This is a genomic window from Streptomyces spiramyceticus, assembly GCF_028807635.1.
Classification (GTDB): Bacteria; Actinomycetota; Actinomycetes; order Streptomycetales; family Streptomycetaceae; genus Streptomyces; species Streptomyces spiramyceticus.
The window spans coordinates 128,522-153,438 of sequence record NZ_JARBAX010000002.1 but is presented as its reverse complement, the minus strand read 5'-3'; the positions used below and the strand labels follow the sequence as shown (position 1 = coordinate 153,438).

Annotated in this window: 21 protein-coding genes; 2 read left to right on the top strand and 19 right to left on the bottom strand. The window is 68.4% G+C overall.

What is annotated here, in order from left to right; genetic code table 11:
- Positions 1-357 precede the first annotated feature (357 nt).
- The 12 genes from PXH83_RS24395 to PXH83_RS24340 form a co-directional block, all read right to left on the bottom strand.
- Positions 358-1,767, bottom strand: a complete 1,410-nt coding sequence (locus tag PXH83_RS24395) for a DUF6177 family protein (protein WP_274563176.1) — start codon at positions 1,765-1,767, stop codon at positions 358-360.
- Positions 1,764-5,759, bottom strand: a complete 3,996-nt coding sequence (gene eccCa, locus PXH83_RS24390; protein ID WP_274563175.1) for a type VII secretion protein EccCa — start codon at positions 5,757-5,759, stop codon at positions 1,764-1,766. Before eccCa ends, PXH83_RS24395 begins: the two co-directional genes overlap by 4 nt.
- Positions 5,756-6,709 (bottom strand): MinD/ParA family ATP-binding protein, encoded by a 954-nt coding sequence (locus PXH83_RS24385; protein ID WP_274563173.1) that lies wholly within the window; start codon positions 6,707-6,709, stop codon positions 5,756-5,758. The genes eccCa and PXH83_RS24385 overlap by 4 nt, the downstream gene beginning before the upstream one ends.
- A 220-nt stretch (positions 6,710-6,929) precedes the next feature.
- Complete coding sequence (eccD, locus tag PXH83_RS24380) at positions 6,930-8,300, bottom strand: type VII secretion integral membrane protein EccD (RefSeq protein ID WP_274563172.1); 1,371 nt, start codon at positions 8,298-8,300, stop codon at positions 6,930-6,932.
- 13 nt (positions 8,301-8,313) lie between these two features.
- Positions 8,314-8,565 (bottom strand): hypothetical protein, encoded by a 252-nt coding sequence (locus tag PXH83_RS24375; protein WP_274563170.1) that lies wholly within the window; start codon positions 8,563-8,565, stop codon positions 8,314-8,316.
- Between the two features lie 68 nt (positions 8,566-8,633).
- Complete coding sequence (locus PXH83_RS24370; RefSeq protein ID WP_274563168.1) at positions 8,634-9,386, bottom strand: hypothetical protein; 753 nt, start codon at positions 9,384-9,386, stop codon at positions 8,634-8,636.
- Positions 9,383-11,683, bottom strand: coding sequence for a hypothetical protein (locus tag PXH83_RS24365; RefSeq protein WP_274563166.1), 2,301 nt, complete (start codon positions 11,681-11,683; stop codon positions 9,383-9,385). Before PXH83_RS24365 ends, PXH83_RS24370 begins: the two co-directional genes overlap by 4 nt.
- Positions 11,680-12,075 (bottom strand): DUF6507 family protein, encoded by a 396-nt coding sequence (locus PXH83_RS24360; protein WP_274563165.1) that lies wholly within the window; start codon positions 12,073-12,075, stop codon positions 11,680-11,682. Before PXH83_RS24360 ends, PXH83_RS24365 begins: the two co-directional genes overlap by 4 nt.
- A 28-nt stretch (positions 12,076-12,103) precedes the next feature.
- A complete protein-coding gene (locus PXH83_RS24355; protein ID WP_214927993.1) occupies positions 12,104-12,412 on the bottom strand; it encodes a pore-forming ESAT-6 family protein in 309 nt (102 codons plus the stop codon).
- Positions 12,413-12,423: 11 nt separating this feature from the next.
- Positions 12,424-12,756, bottom strand: coding sequence for a hypothetical protein (locus PXH83_RS24350; protein ID WP_214927992.1), 333 nt, complete (start codon positions 12,754-12,756; stop codon positions 12,424-12,426).
- A 306-nt stretch (positions 12,757-13,062) separates the two neighbouring features.
- Positions 13,063-14,391 carry a class I SAM-dependent RNA methyltransferase gene (locus PXH83_RS24345; protein ID WP_274563163.1) on the bottom strand — a complete coding sequence of 443 codons (1,329 nt, stop codon included), beginning with the start codon at positions 14,389-14,391 and terminating at the stop codon, positions 13,063-13,065.
- 100 nt (positions 14,392-14,491) lie between these two features.
- Positions 14,492-16,540 (bottom strand): APC family permease, encoded by a 2,049-nt coding sequence (locus tag PXH83_RS24340; RefSeq protein WP_274563162.1) that lies wholly within the window; start codon positions 16,538-16,540, stop codon positions 14,492-14,494.
- Positions 16,541-16,795: 255 nt separating this feature from the next.
- On the opposite strand from PXH83_RS24340, the gene PXH83_RS24335 reads away from it, so the two are divergent.
- Both PXH83_RS24335 and PXH83_RS24330 read left to right on the top strand, forming a co-directional pair.
- Entirely contained in the window at positions 16,796-17,467 is a 672-nt protein-coding gene (locus PXH83_RS24335) for a potassium channel family protein (protein ID WP_274563161.1), read from the top strand.
- Entirely contained in the window at positions 17,464-18,141 is a 678-nt protein-coding gene (locus tag PXH83_RS24330) for a potassium channel family protein (protein WP_274563159.1), read from the top strand. The genes PXH83_RS24335 and PXH83_RS24330 overlap by 4 nt, the downstream gene beginning before the upstream one ends.
- Positions 18,142-18,270: 129 nt before the next feature.
- Here PXH83_RS24330 and PXH83_RS24325 read toward each other — a convergent pair whose 3' ends face one another.
- The 7 genes from PXH83_RS24325 to PXH83_RS24295 form a co-directional block, all read right to left on the bottom strand.
- A complete protein-coding gene (locus PXH83_RS24325) occupies positions 18,271-19,023 on the bottom strand; it encodes a DUF3159 domain-containing protein (RefSeq protein WP_274563157.1) in 753 nt (250 codons plus the stop codon).
- Positions 19,024-19,026: 3 nt separating this feature from the next.
- Positions 19,027-19,425 (bottom strand): OB-fold nucleic acid binding domain-containing protein, encoded by a 399-nt coding sequence (locus PXH83_RS24320; protein ID WP_214929374.1) that lies wholly within the window; start codon positions 19,423-19,425, stop codon positions 19,027-19,029.
- A 33-nt stretch (positions 19,426-19,458) separates the two neighbouring features.
- Positions 19,459-20,142, bottom strand: a complete 684-nt coding sequence (locus tag PXH83_RS24315) for a response regulator (protein WP_274563156.1) — start codon at positions 20,140-20,142, stop codon at positions 19,459-19,461.
- Positions 20,143-20,218: 76 nt separating this feature from the next.
- Positions 20,219-22,762, bottom strand: a complete 2,544-nt coding sequence (locus tag PXH83_RS24310) for a sensor histidine kinase (RefSeq protein ID WP_274563155.1) — start codon at positions 22,760-22,762, stop codon at positions 20,219-20,221.
- A 246-nt stretch (positions 22,763-23,008) separates the two neighbouring features.
- Positions 23,009-23,797 carry a DUF3710 domain-containing protein gene (locus PXH83_RS24305; RefSeq protein WP_274563154.1) on the bottom strand — a complete coding sequence of 263 codons (789 nt, stop codon included), beginning with the start codon at positions 23,795-23,797 and terminating at the stop codon, positions 23,009-23,011.
- A gap of 1 nt (position 23,798) precedes the next feature.
- Positions 23,799-24,314, bottom strand: a complete 516-nt coding sequence (dut, locus tag PXH83_RS24300; protein ID WP_274563153.1) for a dUTP diphosphatase — start codon at positions 24,312-24,314, stop codon at positions 23,799-23,801.
- Entirely contained in the window at positions 24,311-24,853 is a 543-nt protein-coding gene (locus tag PXH83_RS24295) for a PaaI family thioesterase (protein ID WP_214929411.1), read from the bottom strand. The genes dut and PXH83_RS24295 overlap by 4 nt, the downstream gene beginning before the upstream one ends.
- Positions 24,854-24,917 lie beyond the last annotated feature (64 nt).

Here is a 24,917-nt window from a genome sequence, read left to right as displayed (position 1 = left end):
CCGCGTCTTCGTCCACGACTCGCACTCACTGACCGCCCTGCCGGTCTTCTGAGCCGCCTCCGGACCGGGGACACAGCCTGGTCCGGGAGGCGGCTTACCGCTACCCCCGCCAGAAAGTGCGTCGGGCGTGCGTCAAATGCCGCCCGTACCGCCCACGACGCGCATAGCCCGAATCCACAGGTCAGACGCCCTTTGTCGCAGGCTCCAGGATCGCCACGCACTCCACGTGATGCGTCCCAGGAAACATACGCAGACGCCAGGCGGATCTCATTCGCGGCCACGCAGGCGCTGCCGAACCCCCTCGGCACAGCCGCCCGCCCGCGGTGCTTCGCCGCCGTGCCGACTGTGGGGTGCTCGTTACGGGGTGCGGAGGTGTCGCGTGAGCTGTTGGAGCACTGTCCAAGACTCGGCGTCAGTGCCGCTGCCGAGGGGGTAGTGCAGACCGGGGCGGCTGTCGGGACCGAGCTGAACGGGGCGGAGGTTCAGGGGAGGGCGCCGGGCGTGGCCGAGGCCGATGTCGCTGACGCTGTCGGGCCCGAGGGTGTAGGCGATGGGGACGGGTGGTGTCTCCAGCCGCGGAGGGATGGTCAGATCGCGGCGCGCAGCACGCACGGACGCGATCATGGACGACAGACCGTGCCGGGTGGCGAGTGTCTCGGCGACGGGCTGGACCGCGTGCAACGGCGGCTCTTCGTCAGGGCGGTAGCCGGTGACGAGAGTGACCTCTTCCTCGACGCCGTCCTTGGTCCGCGTGACTTGCATGGTGGCGATGGCCGGACGGTCCGGGGAGCCAATGGCAAGGAGCCAGGTGGGCTTGGGGGCCCGGTGACGTGCGAAGTCTGTCAACTGGCGAGTGGACCATGGAAGGTTGATCGGCTCGGCGGTACTCCAGCCCGCCGGTGAACTTCCGGTGAGCGTCTGCCATGCCGCTTCCAGCGCCCGTCCGAGGACGAGCTGCTCGTCAGGGGCGTGCCGGGTACTGAAGGAGAGGATGAGCTGCCGCTCATCTGTCTCGGCGCCCCGCGCGAAGGACGAAGCTACGGCCGTGGCACCCGCATCGGTGCGGACCGGGGCGAACGTGCCGTCCTGCCATCGCAGTACGGCACCGGAAAGGCCGTCGTAGTAGCCGCACTCCTCGTCCTGGACGACCCAGCGGTTCGGTGCGCCGGTCAGTGCGGTGCGCGTGGCCAGGGTGAGGCGGGCATGGGGCGGGGTGACGATGTGCAGCGCCCTGTCGGTCTCGGTGCACACACTCAGGATGTCGGAGAGCCACGCTGTCATGGCGACGAGCGGCCGCTCGGACAGAACGACAGCGGTGGAACCGGTGAGTACGTCCACGGCAGGAAGGGCGTCGGCGTCCGCAGGCAGGGCAGTGACGTCGGGGCTGAGCGGTACGACGGCGGTGTGTGCGGCCTCCGGCGGCCAGGTGACGCCGCCGAGCACAGTCGTCAGTCGGCCGGCGAACGATCCGGCCAGGCGCTCCGCCTGGGGGACGGCGGTCGAAGCTCGGGCCTCGGTCCACCACAGTGGTGCCGTCGGAGCGCCCGCAGCCACGGTGCCCAGCAGCCGTTCCACCTCCCCGGGAGTGTGAACCAGGATCGGCGCCTCGATGGAGACCAGCGGGCGTCCGCCCGGTCCGCAGAGCTGGATCACGGCTCCGTCCGCGGTGGTGGCCACGCCGAGATCCGGCCCTCCGGCATGAAGTCCTGCGACGACAGTCCACAGGTCGGGCATCTTCGGGGTGAGGGCGATGACGTCGTTCGTCACAAGGTGTGTCCTGGGCCTTCTGGAGCGAGAGCAGTCTGAATCAGCTGATGGGGGTGGCCTCGGCGGACTACAGTGCCGCGGCCCGGCGGCTGCGCGGACGCGTACAGGCCGGGAAAGAGTTGCCCCTCGGAGCGGTCGCCACTCATGACGACGGCAGTGGTGCCGGTCTCGCGCAGGGTGGTCAGGAACGGTTCGTAGAGGGCGCGGGAGGAGCCGGCGACGCGTCGGGCGACGACGAAGTGCAGGCCGATGTCCTGTGCGGAGGATATGTACGGCAGGAACGGGGCCAGCGGCTGCTGTCCGCCGGTGGCGAGGATGTCGTAGTCGTCGACGAGGATGACAATGCGGGGGCCGGTGAAGCCGGGGACGTCAGCGAGGGAGTCGTGGTCCGCGGTGTTGTCCGGCAGCCGCTTGTCGAGTTCGGTGGCGATGCCTGACGCGAGGGCGGAGCCCAGCTTCGCGTTGTGGGCGTATCCGCCACGGTAGGGCTCGGGGACGACTCCGCGCAGTCCGCGGCGCGGGTCGAAGACCGCGAAGACGAGTTCGTCCTCCGAGTAGCGGTCGATGAGCTGTTGTGAGATGAGCTTGAGGAGGTTGGTCCTGCCGCACTCGGTGTCTCCGAGGATCAGCAGATGCTGATCGTGCCCGAACAAGTCAAGGAGCACGGGTTCCAGTGCCTCCTGGCCCAGACCGATGGGGACCAGCTTCGGCTCGGTGGCCAGGGACGGCAGCCCGTCGGCAATCAGCGTGGTGGGCAAGACGCGTACTGGTGCGGCGAGTTCACCGTGCCAGGTCATGCGAATCGTACGGGCGGCCTCTTCCAGCGCCGGCCCGATTCCGGCAGCGGATGCGACGGCGTCGATCCGGGGCAGGGCGACGTGCGCGAAGAGTTTGGCGTCGGTGAGCACACGCCCCGGCTCGTCGGGAGCGAGTGTCTCGGAGAGCTTACGGTCGACACCTGAGTCCGCCGGGTCGTTGAGCCGCAGTTCAGCGCGTGTGCCGAACAGTGATTGGGTGGCGATACGGACGTCGTTCCAGCGGAGCATGCCGGCGACGACGTGGATGCCGTAGCCGCTGCCACGGCGCAGCAGTTCGGTCACTGAGTCGTCCAGGTCGTCGAAGTCGTCGCGCAGCGCGCCGAAGCCGTCGATGATCAGGACGATGTCGGTGGAAGGCAGTTGTGGCACCTGCCCCGAGGCGCGCAGGGCGCGGAGCTGGTCGATGGAGTCGATGCCCAGGTCGCGGAAGAGTTCCTCTCGCGCGCCGAGCATGGCACGGACCTCGGCGACGGTGCGTGCGGCCCGCTCACGGTCCATACGTCCGGCCACCCCGCCGACGTGCGGCAGCCCGGCCAGGGCGGCGAGGCCGCCGCCGACCAGGTCGAGGCCGTAGATCGCGACCTCTTGCGGGGTATGCGTCATGGCCAGCGACAGGGCCAGCGTGCGCAGCAGGGTTGTCTTTCCGGACTGCGGACCACCGATGACAGCGACATGGCCGCCGGCCACGGTGAGGTCGAGGTTCCAAGGGCCCTGCCACTGCCTGGCGGGGTCGTCCAGCAGCCCCAGCGGCACGCGCATCAGACCTGGGCGCTTGGCGAGGTGCAGGCCGCGCTCCGAGACTTCGACAGGACCGGCGGTCGCATCGAGGGTGAGTGCGGCGGGGAGCGGTGGCAGCCAGATCCGCCGTACCGGAGCGGCGGCTGCCCGCAACTGGTCGCCCATCACCGACATCACGGTCGGTCCGGTCTCCCGTTCCCGCATCTCGGGTGCCGTCGTGGCCGTTGCATCCGGATCGGTGGATGTGTTGAAGACGCCGTAGGAAAGCACAGTCGGCTTGTCGGTCGCCGCCGGGCGTCGCAGCGCCGGGCCACGGTAAGCCCCAGAGACGTACCCAGCCTTGAAGCGTTCGTACGTCGAGGTGTCGACCTTGAGGTAACCGAAGCCGGGCAGCGGCGGAAGGTGGAAGGCGTCAGTGGTGTCCAGCACGGTGCGCGACTCGTCGGCCGAGAATGTTCGCAGGCCCAGTCGGTACGACAGATACGTGTCCAGGCCCCTGAGCTTGCCACCCTCGATGCGCTGGCTGGACAGCAGCAGATGCACGCCGATGGAGCGGCCGATCCGTCCGATCGAGAGGAACAGATCGATGAAGTCCGGTTTGGCGGTCAGCAGTTCACCGAACTCGTCGATCACGACGAAGAGATGCGGCAGTGGCTCCAGGTCCGGCTTCTGGGCACGCAGCGCTGCGTAGTGCCCGATGTCCGCGATGTTCCCGGCGTCCTTGAGTACCTGCTGGCGGCGCTTGACCTCACCGGCGAGGCTGGTGTGGACCCGCTCGACAAGCCCGGCCTGGTTCTCCAGGTTGGTGATGACACCGGCCACATGCGGCAGGTCCGCGAAAGGTGCGAAGGTCGCGCCGCCCTTGTAGTCGACCAGCACCAGGGCCAGGTCCTCGGGTGGATGCGTGGCGACCAGGGCGAGGACGAGCGTACGCAGCAGCTCGCTCTTGCCCGAGCCGGTGGCGCCCACGCACAGTCCGTGCGGCCCCATTCCGAGTTCCGAGGCCTCCTTGAGATCCAGCAGCACCGCCTCGTGCCGGTCGTTGACACCGATGGGCACCCGCAGGAAAGCCCGGTCACCACGCGGCGCCCACAACGCGTCCAGGTCCAGATTCGCCGGATCGGCCACGCCGAGCAGCTGCGCGAAGTCCACGGGGCCGGAGACCGGGGTGCCCTCGGAAAGGGATTCGGCCGACAGCCGCAGGGGCGCCAGCATCCGGGCAAGTCCCTCGGCGCCGGGCACCGGCAGTGCGTCGAGGGTGCCGTGTGTGGGGCGGGTCCCGGGGGTGCGCAGATCCTCGATCGTCACTCGGTCGCCGTCCACCCGGATCCGTACCGTCACCTGGTCCGGCTCGTGCACCTGCTTCTCCAGCAGATGCAGCACGGTGACACCCATGTTTGTGAGAGTGACGGCCTCGTCCGGCCTGGGGAGCTCGGCCGCGACGTTCCCGTACTCGTCGCTGATCACCAGGAGCCGATCGGTCATGCGCAAGGCATCATGGCTGGACAGGCCTCGCCGTACTTCCGCCGCATAGGCGGCGCGCGCCCGCAGCTCGTCACCGATCAGCTTCGCCAACTGCGTGAGACTGGGCGCGATCCGCCGGGCGGCCACCGGGGCTTCGCCGTTCTCGGGCGCAAGCACGTGCGGCAACCACTTCGCCCACGCCCACTCGTCCTCCCGCTCACCGGGGAATCCGAGGGCCAGGGCAACATCGTCCGGTGAGTGCGCCACAGCGGTCTGGAGAAGCAGGTTACGGGCCACCCGCACCACGCTGTCGCGCTCGCCGATGATGCTGATGTTGCCGGCGCGGTCCAGCGGGACAGTCAGCGGGAAATCGGTAGCGGCCGAGAAGCGAGCGATCAGGGCATTGGCTTCGTTGAGCATGAAGGGGTCGGGAGGTGTCAGCACACTGCTGACGCCCTGCTGTGCGACCGTCAGCTCCTGCTGGGGCACCTCACCTGTGCCGAGCCGCGCCCGCAGGAAGTCGGCGTCCGTACGGCGTCGTTCCCACAACCGCGATGGATCACGTACGACGTCGTACAGCGCCTCGGGCGGCGGATCGAGCAGCCGTGCAGCCTTCCGGCGCTCACGCTCCAGTCGGCCGAACTCCTCGCGAAGCTCCTCCAGATATTCCAGATACCGCTCGCGCTGGGAGCGCCGGGTGCGCTGCGCCTTGCCCCGCTGAGACACGAACAGCGCGACGGCACCCAGCAAGGCGAAGACCAGCACGATCGCACCGATGGCGGCGAACTGGCTGTTGCGGATCACCGTCATCATCACCACGGAACCCATGACACCGGCCATGGGCAGCAACGCGGCCGCCGCGTTTCCGATCTTTCCCTCGGGCAGGTTGGGCGGAGCCTCAACGGTAACGGGGCCGGGCGGCGTGAGCGGGCGCGTGGCGCGGGCCGGCCGGTGAATCAGCCGATACGTCACCGCACACCGACCGCACGCCGCAGAACCTCGGCGGCCAGCCCGGTGACACTTTCCCGCGTCGCCTGCCCCAGCAGTTCAGTGCGGACCGGTCCGCCCGCGGCCAGATGCCGGTCGTACGGGATGCCGATTACAGGAACACCGGCCTCCTGCAAGTGCCGGGTGGCCGCCTTCAGATCGGTGGTCATGTCGGGCGAGACCGAATTGAGCGCCACAACCGTGCCCGGCAGCGCTGGACGCGGGAGTCCTGCCATCCAGTCCAGCACCGTCCGGGCGCCTGCGACGCCCTCCAGCGTGGCCGGAGCCACCAGCACCCGTCCATGGGCGGTGTCCAACGCCGTGCGGGCTATGTCTCCCGGAAGCGATTCGCAGTCCACCACGGTCACTCCGAAGTACCGGCTCAACGCCACTGTCACCAATCGATAGGTACGAACGTCGAGTTGCGCACCGACGCGCCCCTGTCCGGCGGGCAGCAGCCAGCCGCCGTTCTCCAGCGGCACCAGATAGCCGGTGATGTCGGTCAGCAGCATCGACGGACGCAGGATCTGCGCCAGGTCGGAACACGACCAGCGGACCGACTCGGCACCTAGCCGCACAGGCAAGGTTCCGAGCGCCGTGTCCGCCTCCAGAGTCAGCACCGGATCGTGCCGGTAATGGTTGAAGGTCCGGCTCAGCAGCGCCGACACCGTGCTCTTGCCCGCGCCACCACGGATGCTGGTAACCGCGATGTGCCTTCCCGTGGTGACCGGCTGCTGCAGCTGCTCTGCGATGCGTGTTGTCTCGGCGACCTCACGGGCAACGGAGGTAACGGCCAGGCGCCGGAGGGAACGTCCGGTGCGGCGCATCGCGGAATCGCCGTGCTGCGAGCGCCCCTTGAGGAGAGCGAGCCGCGGATCGAGGACGGGGACAGACTCCGGGGTGGGGCGGGAGTTGACTGCTGGGTTTCCGGCCAATGGGGCGGATGGGGGCCTGCCCGTGGAGGGATTGGATCCGGGAGCCGCGGGTCCGTCCGTCGAGACGGTCGCTGGTACGGCGGGGGCCGGACGCTGCGGCTCCGGGGGAACCGCGGAAGCGGCCGACCGCGGTGCCTCTCTCTGCCCTTCCAAGGCCCCGGGCTGCCGCAACTCCCGCAGAATGTCCTGCTGCCAGCTGTCCCCAGCCATCACGTACCCCTTACCGGAACGTGTCGAGCAGACGCCCGTACACGCCGTACACACCGATCGCCAGAGGGAACAGAACGACAACGCCGACCGACTCGGCCATGTCCCCGATCCGCCGCAACCGCACCCGCACATGCTCGGCGGGCTCCACTGCGAGCACCACGAGCCCGGCCACAGCCAGCCCCACCACCAGGACGATCGGTCCGTACGCCGCGGAATGCTCCAGCCACAGCATGGCCAGGCGCACCACGAGGGCCAGCCCCACCGCGAGCAGCACCACAACCTCGGCCACCAGCGGAAACGCCCGCGCACGCAGCAACAGCACCACGGCCACCACAGACGCCAGAGTCACGGTCCACACCGTCGGCTCGCGGACCACCAGCAGCCCGGCAGCCCCCGCGGAAACCGCCATAACCACGGTCGTCAGCGCCAGCCCTCGATGGGCGGCTGCCAGCGCCGTAGCCACCTGATGCCGACTCACCGAAGCCCCGCCGGAGCGTGTGTCGTCCAGCCTCGTCAGGCCGGCAGCCATCAGAGCAAGGCGCGGCAGTACCCCCAGTACGACCACGGACGCCACTGCCAGCACCGTCCCGAGCCGGGCCTGCTGAACCGCTGTGCCCGCTCCGCTCTGCACGGCCGCCACGACTTCCCAGCCGACGGCCGACACCGCAACCGCGCCGGCACCGATCAGACCACCGCGGCCCAGAGGCGAGAACCAGCCCAGCAACAGCAGCATCAGCGCGCCTGCCCCGGCGACACCCGCCAGCCGTCCGGAACCGGACCACCCGTGGGCATCGGCCAGCCACCAGGCACCCAGTACAGCCTGTGCCCCACTGCTTGTGATCAGCGTGGTGGCCAGCCCACGATTACCCAGGCGGCCGGCCAGAGCGCCACCGCCTGCCAACACCAGTGCGAAAACGGGCAGTACGGCCCCGACAACGGCAGCTGAGAACGTGGCCCGCGCCAGCATCGCCGCCGTGACGACCAGGCACACTGTGACGATGCCCGCCGTCACCCGCCGCGTTGCGGGACGCCACCGCCAGGCCCGTACGCCAAGATCCTCCGCCACCTCATCGGTGACGTCGTGCACGACCGAGGCCGACGGAATATCCTCCACGCGCACCAGCCGCAGCACCGCGCCGTCCGGCACCTCTGCTGCAGCCAGCGTGCTCTCCTGCGCGATCAACGAACCGTCGGTGGTGACCAATTGCCGAAGCATCGGCTGCGCGGCGACCCGGTCACCCAGCAGCCGGATCACCTCCGGCAACAGCCGCCCAATCGGCTCGTCCGACGGCAGTACGAGATCGATACGCCGCTGGTCACCCACCAGAGTGATCCGGCTCAACTCCGTACGCTGCACCGCCGCCGCCCCCAAAGTCCCCATCCGATCGAACTTATCACCGAGCAGAACTGCTCACAGGACCCGGAACCGCTCCCTGCCCCTGCCCGACCAGCCGATTCGAGACGAACGACCACCCCACGCAGCCGGCACACAACACGGCCGCGATCACGATCCCGGCGAAGACCTTCCCCAACCGCTCATTGGCCGAGCGCCGCCCCCGCAGGGCCCCGAACAGCAAGGCATCGCACATCCGCCGACGCCGGACCGACACCGACTCCAGCAACTGGCTGTCGTAGTCCTGCGTCACTGCTGCTCTCCCTTACTCACGCCTCGAACCGGCCCAGCCTTGCGCGTGCCAGGAGAGGGCCTGAGCCTTCATCCGCTGTACCGAACTCCTTGTGCCGTCTCGATGAGCCTGGCCGCTTCGATGTCGCCAATCTGGACGTAGACATCGGTCCTCTCCTGCTCGGAGAGCTGCAGTTGTTCTGTCGGCTCCCAGCGCCAGTTGTGGGTAAACGCCTCGTCGCGCTGCTCGGCTCCCCTCAGGAGACGCCGCCTCAGGACGGGACCTCGGCGGTCCGTTGTCGCGTAGTAGGAGATCGATCCCTCGCCATCCAGGGCATCGAGCGTGGTGGTACGGAAGGTGAGGAAGGGCATAGCCACGAGATGGTCCTGCAGGCTCCTGGGCTTGATAGAAACGCCGGTCAGGTCGAGGAATCCCGCATCGTCCTGCAAGTACTCCCCCCCGCGCTCGTAGAAGAGGATCAGCGGCTCGTAGGGGTCGGGTAGGTCGGGCAGTGTGGCATTGCCCTGCGCGCGGAGTTCCGCAAATCGTACGGCTCCACTGCAGGTCTTCCTCGCGCTGTACGCGGCCTTCTTGAGAACCTCATGGAGTTCTGCGGCGAGTTCCGAAGGGAGCTGGAACCCCGGGTCGACGTATCCGGTGACGTCAAAGAAAGGCCAAGCGTCTTCCGCGCCACATGCCCGGGCCCACAGAGCAGAACGCCGCAGGTGTTCGTGCATCAGCAGGCGGCGGGACTGAGCGTGTCCGAAGGCGTAGTCCCAGTCACCGGACCAGTCGACGGCGCGAAGCCGTTCCAGCGTGGCGGTCGTCAGGCCATCGGTCACTTCAGTTCCATTCCCTTCGATCGCAGCTCCTGGAAGGCAGCTGCCATCACCTCGTCAATATTGGACAGGTCGGGCGCCAGCTCAACTTTCGGCGCTTCCAGCCCGAGCCCCTCCCATTGCGCGAAGCCCCCCTTGCGCTCACTGATCGAGAGCTCGTGGGCGCCGGCGTCCTCCCAGCCACTGGGCCAGGCGCGGTAGTGGCCGTCAGGGACACCATTCACCATGTCGACCGTCCATGACTGCGGGCGGTCGAATACGTAGGGGAGCCCTGCGTTCATTAGGTGACTTTCGATGTACTCATGCGCCACGAGACGCTGGAATCTCACCGCCTCGCCTTCGTCCAGGTTACGTTGCCCAGCTGCCTGCCAGAGGTCGCCCGGGTCGTCGCGCGGCGTGAAGAGTCCCTTCCTGGCCACACCCTTCTCCGTGACGACCACATGCTCTGTCCGGAACAGGTGGGTCTTAGCGCGCTGCAGCACGGATTCGCTGATGCCGGTGTTCCTGGACATGGCCGGGATGTCCACCGCGTCGGGAGTGGCCCGGATCTCATCGAAGACGCGCCCTGAGTACTCGGAGGGCTCAACGACGTAGCGCGCACCGTCCGACCTGACCCGGGATGCCGACTCGAGCGGCGGGTGGTCGAGACTGTTGACGTGCTCGTCGGTCGTACCGTTGGTGTCGCTGTGGCCGCCGATCGGCTCATCGCCGTGACCAGCACTCTGTCCGTCGCCGTGTCCAGCCGGTCCGTCGGTTGCAGCCGCTCCTGGGGCTCCGTCGGAGGTGGCTCCCGTCGCCCCCTCACTCACCGAATCCAGACGGTCTCCGCCGGCGACCGCGCCATGAGCTGCATCTCCGGATCCAGAGGAGGGAAAGTCTCCATTCCCCGAACCACCCTGGTTCATATGCTGGTTGGCCGGGGATCCGGATCCGACACCGCTGCGTACGTCACCGCTGTGCGTGGTCGGCAGTTCTGTGCCTCCGCCAGGAGCCGCGCGGGCGCCCGAGCCGACACCAATCGGTGTCTGTTCCGCGGAGCGTGCGGCATCATCCAGGGCGGCGCGGTCTGCGGCGGACAGTTCGCCCGCGCCCTTCCCGGCGACGCTTCCGTCCGGTCGTACGAGTTCCCCGTCCGCCCGCAGGATGTACCCCTCAGGGAGCAGGACTGACCCATCCGCGGCGTCGGGGAGGTCCGGTACGGCCTTGCGCAGGCCGGCCGTGATCTCGGCGATCTTCGGTGCGGCCGCTCCTGCCGCCTTGATCGTTGCGGAGACGGGGTCGAGCAGCCCGCCGATCTTGGCCGCGGTGCTCGCGGTCTTGGCGCCGAGACCGGCCTTGGCGGCCGTTCCCGCCTTGAGCGGGCCCACCCCGAGGGTGAGGACGTTGAAGACGACCGTGGCGGAGGCGCGCGCCGGATTCTCGCTCCACATGTCCCAGGCGACCAGGCCCTTGGCGAACTCCTTGGCGTCCTTCCTGCTCTCCTGGACGAGCGGCAGGTCTCCCAAGCCCCCCGGGCGCTCGTTGTGAGGGTCTTGCACGTAGTCGCCCGCTCCGAGGAAGACGCGGCCCAGCGCGGCCCATGTGTCGGAGGCGTCCGCGCCGATGCCCACCAGCGCGCCCAGGCCCTGAATGGTCCCCCAGATGTTGTCGACGATCAGGCCGTCCCAGACAAAGCTCTTGATGTGGCGGTCGATATTGCCCGGCAGGAACGTGCGTTCCTCGACGGTGCCCCAGGGGAGCTCCGCATCCTTCAAGGCATCGGCCGAATACCCGTACATATCTGGTTTGTTGGAACCGTCGTTGGCCTGGTACTTGACGCAACTGAACAAGGCCATGATCTTGTTCGCGGCCGTGCGCTCCGCCTCCCAGAACGCGACAGTCGTGGCAGTGACGTCGTTGACAAGAGCCTCGTTCTTGTCCACCTTTTCCTGGTCGCGCTGCCAGCTGTTCAGCAGGCCCTCGTCGCCCTTTGCCTCAGCGACGAACGCGATCGCCTGTTTCCGCAGATCGTCGAGCCGGGAAACCAGCGGCCGTATCTCGTTCGCGTACTCACCGAGCGCGCGGGCCACACTCTCCACATCAGCGCCGAGGTTCTCCCCGGCCGTCTGCACCGCGGCCGTGGTGGCGAACAGCTTCTCTGCCTCAGGAGCCTCGTAGTACGAGGACAGTGACTGGAACCGGCTGTGGATGTCCGTGCCCGTAGAGGTGAATCCTGAGCCGTCGGCGGACAGCGCCCCGACTGCCTTCTCCAGCTCCTCCTGACGTCCGGTGAACCTGGGTATGTCCTCGGGTTTGATCACTTGGTGCTCTTCCCGTCGACCCCAGGCAGTTTGAGATCGGGGATGGTGGGCGCCTTGAGGGCCTCCTGCTGCACCGTGTGAGCCATCTCCAGGTTGCCGGCTTCGTACGCCGCCAACGCCGCCCTGGCGCCATTCACTGATTTGACGGCACGCCGCTGCATGAACACCAACTGCTCTCGGCGAGCCACCGCAAACTGCATGAGCGCAGCCCCGACAAGGCCGGCCGTGCCGTCCCCGTCCGAACCCTCCTGGCTCAGCGTGCCCGCCCACTTGGCGGCGCTTTCCAGGTCTGTGGCGAAAGCCTTCACCTGCCCCGGCAGTGAGTCCACCGAGACGGAGGTCACCGCAAGTGCACCCTTCACCCCGGCAGGCTCCAAATCCCAACCCGTCACGTCATCCCCCTAGTTGTGAACGGCCGAGTCAGCCGATGGCGTCCACCGCGGCCTTGGCCCGGGCCAAGGTTGCCTGCGCGGTGGCATCGTTCTTCTCCAGCGTCGTGCGCACCAACTTGATGATGTTGCGCACCTCATTGGCCGCCACGTTCCAGCGGAGCTCCTTGCCGTGGTACTCGTCCGAGACTCCATCGGCGGTGAATTCCGTCATCGCGGCCTTCACCGCCCTGTCCCGATCTGCGAGAACCCGCTCCAACTGCCCGACGATGCCCTGCAGCCCGCTCTGCACCTCTACCGAGGCGCCTGTGTCGTAGCTGCGCCGGTCCTGACTTGCCATGGAAGTTCCCCCTATCGCCCGGAGAACCGGGCCGCGTCGAAGTTCGCAGATGCCATGTGCTGGGTGGCGTTGTCCTCGGTCTCCTGGTCACCGGTACCGAAGGCGTTGTCCATCCCGGACTGGCCGCCCAGGATCGCGTTCAGGGATCCGTTGAGCGCCGCGGTGATCTCGTCCGAACGGTTCTTGAACGAATCGAACGCGACCTTCCCCGATCCGTTGAACTTGCCCTCCAGCGGCTCCGCAGCCGCGATCAGCATCTGAATCAGCGTGCCGAGATCGGTACTCGACCCCACCGTGCTGCTGGTCAGTCCGGACAGCGTCGTACTGCCCATATCGAACTTCACAGATCCCCCATACAGTTCTGAACGGCAGTCACATAGTCCAAAGTCGTTGTATCTGACACTCTAGTTGTTCGCGCGGACCAGCCAACTCGACGTTGCATTCGCGACGTTATTGCTCGGTGGTGGCTCGAACCGAGCCACTACACACGAAAGCCGCCTCCCCGGACCAGCGACACAGCCTGGTCCGGGGAGGCGGCTTTCGTAGTTGATGCCTCGTCAGAATATATGTCGGGCGTGCGTCAAAGCAGCGTCAAAATGTCGCCTGTAACGCACGTGGCGCACATAACGCACACCAAGTAAAGCTGCAGGTCAGACGCCCTTTGCTGCAGGTTCCAGGATCGCCACGCACTCCACATGGTGCGTCATCGGGAACAGGTCGAACGCCCGCAGCGTCCGCGGCTTGTAGCCGCCCTCCCGGAAGTACGCCAGGTCGCGGGCCAGCGCCGCCGGGTCGCAGGCGACGTAGGCGATGCGTCGGGCGCCCAGGGAGGCCAGGTGCTTCACCGTCTGCTTGCCGGCGCCCGCGCGGGGCGGGTCGAGGACGATCAGGTCGGTCTCGGTGATGCCCGTGCGCGGCAGGACCTGCTCCACCTTGCCCTGTTCGATGCGTACGTAGGGCATGTCCTGGAGGTTGTGCCTGGCGTCCTCGACGGCGCGCTTGCCGGTCTCGATGCCGAGCACCGCCCCCTTGTCGCCGATGCGCTCGGCGATCGCACCCGCGAACAGGCCGACGCCGCAGTACAGGTCGAGTGCGGACTCGCCCTTGCGCGGCATCAGGCCCTGCATCACGGCCTTGACCAGGAGGTCCGGTGCCTGCGGGTGGGTCTGCCAGAAGCCGCCCATGCCTACGCGATACGTACGCTCGTCGGCCCGCTCCCGCACGAAGGCGCGGCCGTGCACGCGGTGTACGCCGCCGTCCTTCTCCTCCACGCGCAGCACAGAGACCGGCTTGTCCAGCTCCACGAGGGGGAGGCGGCCGCCCGGCTTCGGGGTGAGGATGACCTGCCGGTCGCTGGAGCCGGTGGCGGCGATGGCCTCGACCGACGCCATCTGCGGCCACTCGCGCTTCTCGATGCCCAGCTCGGTGACGCCCGGTGCGGCGATCATGCAGTGGTCGATCGGCTGCACGTCGTGCGAACGGTGCTTGCGCAGTCCGGCCCTGCCGTCGTCGTCGATGGTGTACTGCACGCGGGTGCGCCATGCGGGCACCTCGCCCTGGGGCAGCTTGTCGCCGGGGGCCGGCATGACCGTGCCGTCCCAGCCCGCCTCCTCCGGGGTGAGGTCCGCGAGGCGCATGAGCTGCTCGGCGATGACCTCGCCCTTGAGCCGCCGCTGCGCGCCCGGCTTCGCGTGCTGCCAGTCGCAGCCGCCGCACATGCCCGGTCCCGCGTACGGGCAGGGGGCCTCGATGCGGTCCTTGGACGCCTCCATGATCTCTACGGCGTCGGCGCGCAGGTAACGGGAGGTCTCGCCGCCGTCCGTGACGCGGGCGCGCACCTTCTCGCCGGGCAGCGCGTGACGTACGAACAGCACGCGGCCCTCTTCGGTGCGGGCGATGCAGTGGCCGCCGTGGGCGACAGGACCGACCTCGACCTCGTACTCCACCCCGACCAGTGATTCCTGGGATTCGTTCTGCATGACGGGGTGGCTCCAGAGGGTCAAAGGGGTACGGCCGGACAACAGCCCTCCAGTCTACGTGGGTGTCGTCCGGCCGTTCACCACAGTGAACACAGTGCGGTCAGCTTTTGCCGCTCGGCTCCTTCGGGCGCCGGTCCACCGGGCCCCGCCGCACCGAACCCGGCGCGTTCCACTCCTGGCGCTTCTTGGCCCGCTTCTTCGCGGCCTCGGAGGACCGCAGCTGGTACGGCACCGAGGTGACCATGACGCCCGGCGTGAACAGCAGCCGGCCCTTGAGGCGCAGGGCGCTCTGGTTGTGCAGCAGCTGCTCGTACCAGTGGCCGACCACGTACTCGGGGATGTAGACACTGACCGCGTCGCGCGGGCTGTCCCGGCGGATGTTCTTCACGTAGTCGATGACCGGCCGCGTGATCTCGCGGTAGGGAGAGTCGAGGATCTTCAGCGGCACATTGATGGCGCGCCGCTCCCACTCCTCCTTGAGGGCCTTGGTCTCGGCCGCGTCGACGTTGACGGTCAGCGCCTCCAGCTCGCCGGAGTGCAGCAGCTTGGCGTAGGCGAGCGCGCGCAGCGTCGGCTTGTGGAGCTTGGAGACCAGTACGACGGAACGAACCCGGGAGGGGCGTACGTATTCGTCGGGTCGCTCCTCTGCGGCCGCGATCTCCTCGGAGACCCCGTCGTAGTGCCTGCGGATCGCGCTCATCGTCACGTAGAAGATCACCATGCCGAGCAGGGCGACCCACGCGCCGTGGGTGAACTTGGTGACGAGGACGACGACCAGGACCAGGCCCGTGAAGAAGGCACCGAAGGTGTTGATCGCGCGGGAGCGGATCATGTGGCGGCGGGCGGCCGGGTCCGTCTCGGTCTTCAGATGCCGGTTCCAGTGCCTGACCATGCCGGTCTGGCTGAGGGTGAAGGAGACGAAGACACCGACGATGTAGAGCTGGATCAGCTTGGTCGAGTCGGCTCCGTACACCCAGACGAGCAGGATCGCCGCACCGGCCAGCAGCACGATGCCGTTGGAGAAGGCGAGGCGGTCGCCGCGGGTGTGCAGCTGGCGGGGCAGGTAGCGGTCCTGGGCGAGGATCGAGCCGAGGAGCGGGAAGCCGTTGTACGCGGTGTTGGCGGCCAGGAAGAGGACGAGGGCGGTGGCTGCGGCGAGGAGCACGAAGAAGAACGTTCCATCGCCGAACACAGCGGCCGCCACCTGGGAGATCACCGGGTTCTGGACATAGTCGTCGCCGACCGGGACCCCGTTTCGGAGCAGGTCATGGGCGGGCGTCTCGGCCATCTTCACATCGGTGGCCATGGCCAGTCCGATGATGCCGCAGAACATCGTGACGGCCAGCAGGCCCATCATCGCCAGCGTGGTCGCGGCGTTCTTCGACTTCGGCTTACGGAAGGCGGGGACTCCGTTGGAGATCGCCTCGACGCCGGTGAGCGCGGCGCAGCCGGAGGAGAAGGCCCGCAGCAGCAGGAAGACCAGCGCGAAGCCGGCCAGGCCCTCGTGCTCGGCCTTGATTTCGAAGTCGGCGGTCGGGGCCTGCATGGTGTCGCCGAGGACGATCCCCTTGTAGGCACCCCACGCGATCATGATGAAGACGCCGGCGACGAAGACATAGGTCGGGATGGCGAAAAGCTTGCCCGACTCCTTCACACCGCGCAGGTTCATGAGCGTCAGCAGCACGATGATGCCGATGGCGCACAGGACCTTGTTCTCGACGACGAAGGGGATCGCCGAGCCCAGGTTCTCCACGCCCGACGAGATCGACACGGCCACGGTGAGGACGTAGTCGACCAGCAGGGCACTGGCGACGGTCAGCCCGGCCTTGGGACCCAGGTTGGTGTTGGCGACCTCGTAGTCACCGCCGCCGCTCGGGTACGCACGTACGTTCTGGCGGTACGACGCCACCACGGTGAACATCAGCACCACGACAGCGGCCGCGATCCACGGGCTGAAGTGGTACGCCGACGCGCCCGCGATGGAGAGTACGAGGAGCACTTCTCCCGGTGCGTACGCCACGGACGAGAGCGGGTCGGAGGCGAAGACGGGAAGTGCGATGCGCTTGGGCAGGAGGGTTTCCCCCAGCCTGTCGCTGCGCAGCGCCCGGCCGATCAGGATCCGTTTGGGCACGTCGGTCAGTTTGGACACGCAGAGGATCGTAAGCGTTCGAAATCGACGCCGCCCACCCACCACCTCCATAACCACGGAATCTCCGTCTGGCACCCCCAATGCGCGACGTGATCGATGGCGCGTTCGGAGTTGCCGCTACGGTGGACGAAGACAGGGGCAAGGCAATATTCGGGCGCTTTTGCCCCATGCCGCCCCGGTGAGTCGAGCAGAGAGATGTGAGCAGGGTGTTTGTGCAGGTCAGCGGGGCGACCAGGAGTGCGGGGTAACGGGACGATGCACGTCGTCATCATGGGTTGCGGGCGAGTGGGAGCTGCTCTCGCGCAGACCTTGGAACAACAGGGGCACACGGTCGCCGTGATCGACCGGGACCCCACGGCCTTCCGCCGTCTGGGCTCCGGTTTCGGTGGCCGCCGCGTCACCGGAGTCGGCTTCGACCAGGACACTCTCCGCGAGGCCGGCATCGAGGAGGCGGGCGCCTTCGCCGCGGTGAGCAGCGGTGACAACTCCAACATCATCTCGGCGCGGGTGGCCCGCGAGATGTTCGCCATCGAGAACGTCGCGGCGCGCATCTACGACCCGCGCCGCGCCGAGGTCTACCAGCGCCTGGGCATCCCCACCGTCGCCACGGTCCGCTGGACCGCCGACCAGATGCTGCGCAGGCTGCTGCCGTCCGGGGCCGAGCCGCTGTGGCGCGATCCGAGTGGCGCCGTGCAGCTCGCGGAGGTGCACACGTCCCCCGCGTGGATCGGGCACAAGATCAGCAGGCTGCAGGAGGAGACGGGCGTACGCGTCGCCTTCCTCACCCGGCTGGGCGAGGCGGTTCTGCCTACCTCCCAGACCGTGCTCCAGGAGGGCGACCTCGTCCACGTGATGATGCATACGGACGAGATCGCGAAGGTCGAGGCGGCCTGCGCGAAGGGTCCCGAGGAAGGCGGTCAAGGATGAGGGTTGCTATCGCCGGGGCCGGCGCGGTGGGACGTTCCATCGCGGGCGAGCTGCTGGAGAACGGGCACGAGGTCCTCCTCATCGACAAGGCGCCGACCGCCATCTCGGTGGAGCGGGTGCCGCTGGCCGAGTGGCTGCTGGCCGATGCGTGCGAGATCACCTCGCTCGACGAGGCGGCGCTGCAGCGCTGCAACGTCGTGATCGCGGCGACCGGTGACGACAAGGTCAACCTGGTCGTCTCGCTGCTCGCCAAGACCGAGTACGGGGTGCCGCGGGTCGTCGCCCGTGTCAACAACCCCAAGAACGAATGGCTGTTCACCGAGGCGTGGGGCGTCGACGTCGCGGTCTCCACGCCGCGTCTGATGTCGGCGCTGGTCGAGGAGGCGGTGAGCGTCGGCGATCTCGTACGGCTGCTGCGCTTCAGCCACGGCGACGCCAACCTCGTCGAGCTGACGCTGCCGCCCGAGTCGGCGCTGGCCGGCACGCAGGTCAGCGATGTGGCGTGGCCCGAGGACACCTCGCTGGTCTCCATCATCCGGGGGACGCGCGTCCTGACTCCCGGCCCGGAGGAGACCCTGGAGGCGGGCGACGAGCTGCTGTTCGTGGCCGCTCAGGCGCGTGAGGATCAGCTGGAGGACCTGCTGTCGGTGCGCAGGGAAGACGCCGCGAGCTGACGGGCGTACGTACGAGGAAGGACCCGGAACCTGGGTGGGTTCCGGGCCCTTCCTCGTCGTACCGAAATCAGGCACGTACCGAAATCAGTTGTGCCGAAATCACGCGTAGCGAAATCACGCGTAGCGAAATCAGGCCTCGCCGCGCTGCGCCGCGGCCGTGGCCGCCTTGCGCTCCTTCTCGGCCTGCTCCTGCGCCTCCATCTCGGCGAACACGTCGATGGGCGGCGGCGCCTTCGCCAGGAAGACCCAGGTCAGATACACCGCGAGCAGGAACGGCGGGATCTTCAGCGCGACCAGGACCCAGCCGAGCTGCGTCGTGTCGGCCCACCAGTAGAGCGGGAAGAGGATCGCGCACTTGGTGAGCAGGATCAGGCCCCAGGCCCAGCTCGCCTTGGCGTACGCCTTCTTGCGGCCGGGGTTGCGCTTGCGCCAGGAGAGGTTCTCCTTGAAGACCGGCCCGAGGATGAGGCCGATCAGCGGGACGCCCGCGATGGTGGTCACGATGTACGCGAGTGCCAGGCCCAGCGTGTAGATCATGCCCGGCAGGTAGAAGTCCTTGGCATTGCCGGTCATCATCGCGAAGACGACACCGAAGGCGACGCCGAAGACGCCGCTGAAGGCGTGCTTGACGGTGTCCCTGCGGATCAGCCGCACGGCGACGAGCAGCAAAGACACGCCGAGGGCGGCGATGGCCGAGAGGTGCAGGTCCTTGTTGACCGTGAAGATCGTCACGAACAACAGGCCGGGGAGGACGGTCTCCACCATGCCCCGCACGCCGCCGAAGGCCTCGAACAGGGCGGCCTCGGTGACCGCCTTCGCGGCCTGGGCGTCATCTGCTTCGCTGTCGTGGTCCGTCGCGGTCGGCTTGTCGATAGACGTCACCGGCTACTCCTGTCCGAGCGGTCGGAGTTCGTATTTGGGGTTGAAAAGCACCCGGCGGCCGTGGCTCATGGAGATCCGGCCCGAGGCGATGAGCCTGCGGCCCGGTTCTATGCCCACGATGGAACGCCGGCCCAGCCACACCACGTCCAGGGGCGCGGTGCCGTCGAACAGCTCCGCCTCCAGGGCGGGCACGCCGGCCCGCGGACGCAGGGTGACCGTGCGCAAGGTACCAGTCACCTTGACGATCTGACGGTCGCCGCAGTCGCAGATGGGTGTACACCCCGCGGCCTGCGTATCCTCCTGCAGCTCCGCGGAGTGCAGCTCCTCCTGCGAGGTGGACAGCCGGTCGAGCATGCGGCGGAAACGGCCGGCAGGCTTCTCCGAACGAGGTACGGCACTCATACAGGAAGCCTACCGGGGAGTGACGAGGACGGATCACCGCTCGAAGCGGTATCCCATGCCCGGTTCGGTGACGAAGTGCCTGGGATGCGAGGGATTTGCTTCCAGTTTGCGGCGCAGCTGGGCCATGTAGACCCGCAGATAGTTGGTCTCGGTGCCGTACGAGGGGCCCCAGACCTCCTGGAGGAGCTGCTTCTGGCTGACCAGGCGGCCCGTGTTCCGTACGAGCACCTCCAGGAGGTGCCATTCGGTGGGGGTCAGGCGTACGTCCTTGCCGCCTCGGTGGACCTTTTTCGCGGCCAGGTCGACGGTGAAGTCGTCCGTCTCGACGATCACGTCGTCATCGGCGGCCCCGGTCGGCTCCGCCCGCCGGACGGCGGCGCGGAGTCTGGCCAGCAGCTCGTCCATGCCGAAGGGCTTGGTGACGTAGTCGTCCGCGCCGGCGTCCAGCGCCTCGACCTTCTCGTCGGAGGTCTGGCGGGCGGAGAGGACCAGTATCGGTACGCGGGTCCAGCCGCGCAGGCCCTTGATCACCTCCACGCCGTCCATGTCGGGCAGGCCGAGGTCGAGGACGACCACGTCGGGGTGGCGGGCAGCGGCGAGCTGGAGCGCGGTCGCTCCGTCGGGGGCCGCGTCCACTTCGTACTTGCGCGCCTTCAGGTTGATCACGAGGGCGCGTACGATCTGCGGCTCGTCGTCGACCACGAGCACCCGGGTCATTGGATGCCTGCCTTTCTGCGGGGCGTACGGCTCAAGGCGTACGTAGACAAGGTGATGAGCGGGGTCGTGCGCGCGGTCACGAGGCGACCCGGGCGGGGAGTTCGGGGCGGACCGGTACGTGTCCGGGGACGGCCCTGAGGGTGAGGACCATGGTCATGCCGCCCCCTGGGGTGTCCTCGGCTTCGAGCGTGCCGCCCATGCATTCGACGAAACCGCGGGCTACGGCGAGGCCGAGGCCCACTCCGGCGCCGCGCGGTGCGTCGCCGTAGCGCTGGAACGGCTCGAAGATCCGGCCCTTTGCGTCGTCGGGGACGCCCGGTCCGCGGTCCGCGACCCTCAGTTCGACGCGGTCGCCGAGGGCGCTGGCGGCGACGCAGACGGGGGTGTCGTCGGGACTGTATTTGACGGCGTTCTCGACGATGTTCGCGACGGCCCGCTCCAGGAGGCCCCGGTCCACGGCGACCATCGGGAGCGACTCCGGGATGTCGAGGCCGACGCTGTCCGCCGGTACGCCGACGAGCGCCATCGGGACGACCTCGTCGAGGTCGGTCTCGCGGATGAGCGGGGTGACGGTGCCGGTCTGGAGCCTGGACATGTCGAGGAGGTTGCCGATGAGGTGGCCGAGCCGGTCGGCGCCTTCCTCGATGCCCGCGAGCAGCTCCGCCTCGTCCGCCTCCGACCAGGCCACGTCGTCGGCGCGCAGGGACGTCACTGCGGCCTTGATGGCCGACAGCGGCGTACGCAGGTCATGGCTGACGGCGGCGAGCAGGGCGGTGCGGATGCGGTTGCCCTCTGCGAGCTTGCGCGCTCCTTCCGCCTCGCCGACCAGGCGTTGCCTGTCCAGTACGACGGCGGCCTGGGCGGCGAAGGCGCCGAGCACCCTGCGGTCCTCAGCGGGCAGGACGCGGCCGGAGAGGGCGAGCGCCATGTGGTCGCCGACGGGCATTTCGACGTCGGCGTCCTCGGGCCGGTCCAGCTGCCTCGGTCCGACGCTCGCGGCGCGGGTCCAGGGTTCGACGTCGCTCGCACGCTCCAGGAGCGCCACGGACTCCATGCCGAAGGTTTCGCGTACCCGTTCCAGCAGGGCGTCGAGGGCTGTCTCGCCGCGCAGGACGCTGCCCGCCAGGAAGGAGAGGATCTCGGACTCGGCGCGGAGCCGGGCGGCCTGGTGGGTGCGGCGGGCCGCCAGGTCCACCACCGAGGCGACCGAGACGGCCACCGCGAAGAAGATCACGATGGCGACGATGTTCTTGGGGTCGCTGATCGTCAGGGTGTGGGTGGGCGGTGTGAAGTAGTAGTTCAGCAGCAGGGAGCCGACGGCGGCGGAGGCGAGCGCGGGCCGCAGGCCGCCGAGCAGAGCTGCGACGACCGTCAGGAAGAGGAAGAGCAGGACGTCGTTGGCGAGCCCCGGGCCGTTCTCCAGGCTGGTGAGCAGCAGCGAAAGCAGGACGGGGGCGGCCACGCCGACCAGCCACCCCGAGACGATCCGGGCGCGGCCGAGGCGTGCGCCACGGGCGACGGGGAGTCCGCGTCCCTTGGCGACCTCGTCGTGGGTCACGATGTGGACGTCCAGATCGGGGCCGGAGTCCCGGGCGACGGTGGCACCGACGCCGGGGCCGAAGATGTACTGCCAGGCCTTGCGGCGGCTCGACCCGAGCACGATCTGGGTGGCGTTGACGCCCCGCGCGAATTCCAGCAGCGCGGACGGGACGTCGTCGCCTATGACGTGGTGGAAGGTGCCGCCGAGATCCTCGACGAGGGTGCGCTGGACAGCCAGTTCCTTGGGCGATGCGGAAGTCAGGCCGTCACTGCGGGCGATGTAGACGGCGAGGATCTCGCTGCCGGAGCCCTTGGCCGCCATGCGGGATGCGCGGCGTATGAGCGTACGGCCCTCGGGTCCGCCGGTGAGACCTACGACGATGCGTTCGCGTGCCTGCCACGTGGAGCGGATGTTGTGCTCGCCCCGGTACTGCTGGAGGTATTCGTCGACGCGGTCGGCGACCCACAGGAGCGCGAGTTCGCGCAGGGCGGTGAGGTTGCCCGGGCGGAAGTAGTTGGACAGCGACGCGTCGACCTTGTCCGGCTTGTAGATGTTGCCGTGGGCCATGCGGCGGCGCAGGGCCTGGGGAGACATGTCGACCAGCTCGATCTGATCTGCGCGCCGGACGACCTCGTCGGGTACGGTCTCCCGCTGCCGTATGCCGGTTATCGACTCGACGACGTCGCCGAGCGACTCCAGGTGCTGGATGTTGACGGTCGAGACGACGTCGATGCCGGCCTGGAGCAGCTCTTCGACGTCCTGCCAGCGCTTGGCGTTGCGCGAGCCAGGCACGTTGGTGTGGGCCAGTTCGTCGACGAGGGCGACGGCGGGGCGGCGTTCCAGGACGGCGTCGACGTCCATTTCGGTGAAGGCCGAGCCGCGGTATCCGATCTCGCGGCGGGGGAGCTCTTCGAGGCCGTGGAGCATGACTTCGGTGCGTGGCCGGTCGTGGTGCTCGACGTAGGCGACGACGCAGTCGGTGCCGCGTTCGACCCGTCGGTGGGCCTCGGAGAGCATGGCGTACGTCTTGCCCACGCCCGGAGCCGCGCCGAGGTAGATCCGAAGCTTGCCGCGTCCCATGGCCCCATTGTCATCATTGTCGTATCTGAAGATGTTGCGAGATATTGCGGCCCCGATCAGGCGGCGCTTCCGAAGTTACATCCATGGATTCCGACAAAAGGGACGAGCGCGGGCTTCCGGGACGTGTTTGACGCAACCCTGACGCCTTTGACGGAGCCCTGACGTCCGCCGCCGCGCGTTGAACAAAAGCCGGTGGGCCGTACTCCCGGATCGGGAGTACGGCCCACCGGCCAGGTCTCTCTCAGGTCAGCGGACCTCGGTGATCTCGGGGCCGCGCTGCAGCTGCCCCATTCCACCGGAGAAGCGCGAGCCCTCCTGCTCCTCCTGCTGTACGCCCTCGGGGACCATCTGGGCGTCGTTCGGCAGCTTGAGGACGATCGGGTCGCGCGGCGCCATCGGCCCCTCGCCCCGTACCACCACGGTGTCCTTGAAGACGTGCTCCAGCACACCCGCGGCCTCGGGCTGCACAGCGCCCTGGCCGGAGATCACTCCGCGCAGGAACCAGCGCGGCCCGTCGACACCGACGAAGCGCACCATCTGCACGCCGCCCGTGCCGTCCGGAAGCTGTACGGGCACCTGGGCCCGCAGCTCCCAGCCCAGCGGGCCCTCGACCTCGTCGATGATGCCGCCCTGCTGGGTGATGCCCGACGCGATCTCCTCGCGGACCTCGCCCCAAATGCCTTCCTTCTTGGGCGCCGCGAAAGCCTGCAGCTGGACGGCGCTGTCGCGCAGTACGACCGTCGCGGCGACGATCGCATCCCCCGCGACCTCGACCCGCAGCTCCATGCCCTCGACTCCGGGCACGAACATGCCGCCCAGGTCGACCCTGCCCTCTCCGGGCTCGATGACCTCGGACACGTCCCAAGGACCGTCCGGGCGGGGTGCCGGCGGCAGGTTCACCCTGCGCACTGCGCCCTCGCCGTCCTCGCCGTCCGCGCCATTCACGGCCGCGTCGGTCTCGACGTCGTCGACGACCTGCTCGGCCTCGCCCGCCACATAGTTGGCGGTTTCGCTCTTCTTGCGACGTCCGAACACGTCACTGTCCTTCCCGGTCGGATACGACCGATGCGTATCGATTCCCACCCGCCCGGCCGTCCACTGCGGCATGACCGCCGGTGGAACCGAAGCCCCCCTCGGCCCGCGCAGAGCCGGGAAGCTCCGCGACCTCGTGGAAGCGCACCTTCTCGACCTGCTGGACGACCAGTTGGGCAATCCGGTCGAAGCGCTCGAACCGCACGCTTTCGCGCGGGTCGAGATTGACCACGATCACCTTGATTTCCCCACGGTACCCGGCATCCACCGTCCCCGGGGCATTCACGAGGGCGACTCCGCAGCGGGCGGCAAGGCCGGATCGGGGGTGCACGAAGGCGGCGTACCCGTCGGGCAGCGCGATGGACACCCCGGTGGGGAGGACCGCCCGTTCGCCGGGGGCCAGTTCGACGGTGTCGGTGGTGACCAGATCGACCCCGGCATCGCCCGGATGTCCGTACGAAGGGATCGGTACGTCGGGGTCGACCCGGCGGATCAGCACATCGACAGGGTTACGTGTCATGGGTTCACCTCGAAGGCGCGGGCACGCCTGGCCTGATCGGGGTCGGCCATCGCCGCCCGGATCTCCTCCGGGCGTCCGTTCTCGATGAAGTGGTCGACCTTGACTTCGATGAAGAGGGCGTCGGCACGGACGGCAACGGGCCCGTCGGGGCCACCGATCCGTCCGGTCGCCGTGGAGTAGATCTTGCGGCCGTGCACGGCGGTGACCTCGGCGTCGAGGTGCAGCACGGTGTCCACGGGCACGGGACGCACGAAGTCCGTCTCCAGCCGGCCGGTCACCGCGATCACCCGCAGCAGCCAGTTCAGCGAGCCGAGCGTCTCGTCGAGAGCCGTGGCCAGTACGCCGCCGTGCGCGAGGCCGGGAGCACCCTGGTGGGCGGGCTTGACCGTGAACTCGGCCGAGACACGCACACCTTCGCCGGCCCGCGCCTGGAGGTGCAGTCCGTGGGGCTGTCCGCCGCCGCAGCCGAAACAGTGCTCGTAGTGCGCACCGAGGAGCTCTCCGGGCGGTGGTGCGTCGGGGTGCCGGACCGGGGCTATGGCGTCGGCCGGGGGCTTGAGGGCCGCGGACCCGGGGGCCGTCTCCCGGGAGTTCTCAGTACTC